Origin of the sequence: Bradyrhizobium sp. NAS80.1, assembly GCF_001908205.1 — a bacterium.
Lineage (GTDB): Bacteria > Pseudomonadota > Alphaproteobacteria > Rhizobiales > Xanthobacteraceae > Bradyrhizobium.
This window is the reverse complement of sequence record NZ_LGHL01000323.1, coordinates 1-3,384: the sequence shown is the minus strand read 5'-3', so window position 1 is coordinate 3,384 and position 3,384 is coordinate 1. Positions and strand designations below refer to the sequence as shown.

Genomic DNA, 3,384 nt, shown 5'->3' with positions numbered 1-3,384 from the left:
GCATCAGCGCAGCTTTACAAATGTATGCCGAGGTGAAACGGGAGGCTGGCTACCTACTCGCGGATCACGGCCAAGTGTCATCGAAAGATTTTCAGCGACTAGCTGATAGGTATGACATGGCAAGCGACGTCGGGGCCGGTGTTCCAGAGAAGGATTTCTTACGCCTCAAGCGGAAGCACAAGATGAAGGTCGCATTGAGCAAGCTGCTGGACGAAAGGCCCGGATCAGCTTTATGGTTAACCAGAATTAAACTCATGATACGCGACAATTTCAAATGACTTTCGGCGCATCCATCGACGATCTGTTCGGCTACTACAGCCTTGCGAAGTCATGGATTGAGCGCTCTCGTTTCGCAAGCGAGCTTCATTGGCAAGGTTCGCTTAGCGCAATGGATTTTTCTGAGCCCGACTTCTTGCGCGAATATGCGTGGATAGTGCTAAATTCTGGCTTTCGCGAAGCGGTGGTCAGGAAGCACTTCGATTATATCTCGCTCTGCTATTGCGATTGGCAATCCGCCCGGGAAATAGTTGAGTCCGGGGAAGCGTGCATCACGACCGCTTCGGCCGTATTCGGAAACATCAAGAAGCTACGTGCTATTGCATATACGGCCAGCATTCTGGATCGTATGGGATTCTGCGAATTCAAGAACACTCTCATCAATGACTTCGGATTCAGTCAGACGTTGCCGTTTGTTGGTCCGGTGACAGCGCATCATCTCGCAAAGAATCTGGGATTCGATGTCGCGAAGCCTGATCGACATCTCGTTCGACTTGCGATGCGGTTTGGCTACAAAACCGTTCATGAGATGTGCTCCGCAATATCGCGCCGCACCGGCGATAGCTTGGGTGTCACAGATCTCGTCTTGTGGCGATTCGAGGAGCCGTCGAGGGTAGATCCCACGCTCCGAGCGGGCGGAGCATCCTAGCTGCGGGTCTATCAATCGATGCCTGCGAGCTTCCGCGCGCTCTTCCCCAGCTCTGCTATACTTACCTCGGGAGCATCGCCGGGAGGGGCATCCCGCGGAGCACAAGCACAAGACCGCCCCCAAATCCGAGCCGAAAACCTCGTCATCTGCTGCGACGGCACCGGTAAAGAACGCCGCTCGCGCGTTAACCGTTCGTTAACCAACGCAGCCTAGCCTGCTGTCATTGCCCAGCCATCATCAGTCCGAAATGCCTCCCCGGTTCGTTCCAGGAGACAGCCGATGTCAGTTGCGTCACTGAGTTATGCTGATCTAGGTGCCCGCCTCAACATCTCGCGCGAGGCCGCCCGCTCCCTTGCCAGACGACGCCGGTTGCCGCGCTCGCGTTCGGATGATGGCAAGGCCCTGGTGAGCGTTGATCTCTCCGAATTCCGGCACATGCCCCGCCCACGAATTGGTCGCCAGGCAGACCCTGTCGCCGTCTCCGAGGCAAAGATGGAGGCGTTGGAGATCGAGGCCTGCAAGGCGGAGATCGCGCGGCTCGAAGCCGCGGCAGCCGGCTACAGGGCAGATTTCGAGCGCGAGCGCGAGCGTGCCGATCGCCTGGCTGTCGAGCTGCAGCAGGTGGCCGCCGAGACGGCGGCGGTCAATGAACGTGCGGCACGCCTGGCGATCGAGACATTAGAGATCGAGGCCAGCAAGGCGGAGACCGCGCGGCTCGAAGCCGTGGCAGCCGGCTACAGGGTCGTTTTCGAGCGCGAGCGCGAGCGTGCCGATGGCCTGGCTGTCGAGCTGCAGCAGGCGGCCGCCGAGACGGCGGCCGTCAATGGGCGGGCGGCACGACTGGAAGATGAAGTGGAGGCCCTGCGGAGCGGCGGAGCTGACGGCTCGATCGCGGGGCAAGCCGCGCATCGATTGGGACGCCTGGCCGCTTCCATCGTGGAAGCAGACCGCGCGGCGCGCAGGTAATACTCGGACCTTTCTCCATCCCCGGCTTGCCGGAGCAACCGCGAGGAAAGAATGACAGACATCACCGGTATCAGCGAGATGAAGGCGCGCATTGTCGTGATCGGGGTCGGCGGCGCCGGCGGCAATGCCGTCAACAACATGATCATGGCCGGGCTGCAAGGGGTCGACTTCGTCGTCGCCAATACCGACGCGCAGGCGCTTGCCATGTCGAGGGCCGAGCACATCATCCAGCTCGGCGCCGGGGTGACCGAAGGCCTTGGCGCCGGCTCACAGCCCGAGGTGGGACGCGCCGCAGCCGAAGAGACGATCGACAAGATCCGCGAACATCTGGCCGGCGCGCACATGGTGTTCGTCACGGCCGGCATGGGCGGCGGTACCGGCACCGGGGCTGCACCCGTTATCGCCAGGACCGCGCGCGAGCTTGGCATTCTCACGATCGGCGTGGTCACCAAGCCCTTTTTCTTCGAGGGCCAGCGCCGCATGCGCTTTGCCGAAGCCGGCATCGAGGAGTTGCTGAAGGCGGTCGACACCCTCTTGATCATCCCGAACCAGAACCTGTTCCGGGTGGCCAGCGAGAAGACCACGTTCGCCGATGCCTTTGCCCTTGCCGACCGGGTGCTTTATTCGGGCGTGGCCTGCATCAGCGACCTCATCGTCAAGGAAGGCCTCATCAATCTCGATTTCGCCGACGTTCTCTCGGTCATGCAGGAAGGGGGCAAGGCGATGATGGGACGGGGCGAGGCTTCCGGCGAGAAGCGCGTGCTCGCCGCCGCCGTGGCCGCGATTTCCAATCCGTTGATCGAGAACCCGTCGATCAAGCGCGCCAGCGGCCTCATCATCTCCATCACCGGCGGCAGGGATCTCATGCTGTTCGAGGTCGACGAAGCCGCGACCCGGATTCGCGACGAGGCTGATCCGGACGCCAACATCATCGTCGGCGCGTCCTTTGACGAAAGCCTTGACGGTATCGTCCGCGTCTCGGTGGTGGCGACCGGGATCGATAATGTTGACCCGGCGCAGCTGGCGCAACCGGCGGAAAGCCCGCTGACGCAGCTCGCCGGCCGCTTGCGCGACGGCAGCCGCCGCATCGCCGATCGCATCGAGCGCGGTGCCCCCCTTCCGCAAGTGCAAAGCCCGCCGCTCCGCCCGGAGCCGGGCCACGGCGCGCAGCAACCGGCAAGGCCGCATCAGGAATATGCGCGCCAAGCGGCGCCCCAGCCGCTCGACGCTTACGGCCGCCCCTCTCCGCGCCATGCGACCGACGAAGATCTGCTCGATATCCCGGCCTTCCTGCGCCGCACGGCGAGGTGAACGCCAGCTGAGGGGGCATAAGAACCAGCGTTACTTGCTTGGCGACCGACGAGCCCAACAACAGGTCGTCATCCCGGGGCGCGCGAAGCGCGAGCTACGATGCGCAATTGCGCATCTGAGGATCCATAACCACCATCGGGAGTATGGATTCCGGGCTCGCTCCAAGAGGCGCGCCCCGGAAT

4 protein-coding genes are annotated in these 3,384 nt (G+C 62.3%); all 4 read left to right on the top strand.

The annotated features are described in order from the left end of the window. The coding region (locus AC629_RS48010; RefSeq protein ID WP_210419210.1) for a hypothetical protein at positions 1–278 on the top strand (278 nt) is incomplete at its 5' end. Further along, complete coding sequence (locus AC629_RS42670; RefSeq protein WP_084810612.1) at positions 275–925, top strand: hypothetical protein; 651 nt, start codon at positions 275–277, stop codon at positions 923–925. The genes AC629_RS48010 and AC629_RS42670, both read left to right, overlap by 4 nt. A gap of 405 nt (positions 926–1,330) precedes the next feature. After that, positions 1,331–1,891: a hypothetical protein gene (locus AC629_RS42665; protein WP_168195731.1), complete on the top strand. Its 561-nt coding sequence runs from the start codon at positions 1,331–1,333 to the stop codon at positions 1,889–1,891. 51 nt (positions 1,892–1,942) lie between these two features. Then, positions 1,943–3,202 carry a cell division protein FtsZ gene (ftsZ, locus tag AC629_RS42660; RefSeq protein WP_084810610.1) on the top strand — a complete coding sequence of 420 codons (1,260 nt, stop codon included), beginning with the start codon at positions 1,943–1,945 and terminating at the stop codon, positions 3,200–3,202. The last annotated feature ends 182 nt before the right edge of the window (positions 3,203–3,384 follow it).

What these genes read in the sequence shown, in the direction of transcription:
- AC629_RS42670 (WP_084810612.1), top strand. Translation starts at nt 275, where the DNA reads ATGACTTTCGGCGCATCCATCGACGATCTGTTCGGCTACTACAGCCTT.
- ftsZ (WP_084810610.1), top strand. Translation starts at nt 1,943, where the DNA reads ATGACAGACATCACCGGTATCAGCGAGATGAAGGCGCGCATTGTCGTG.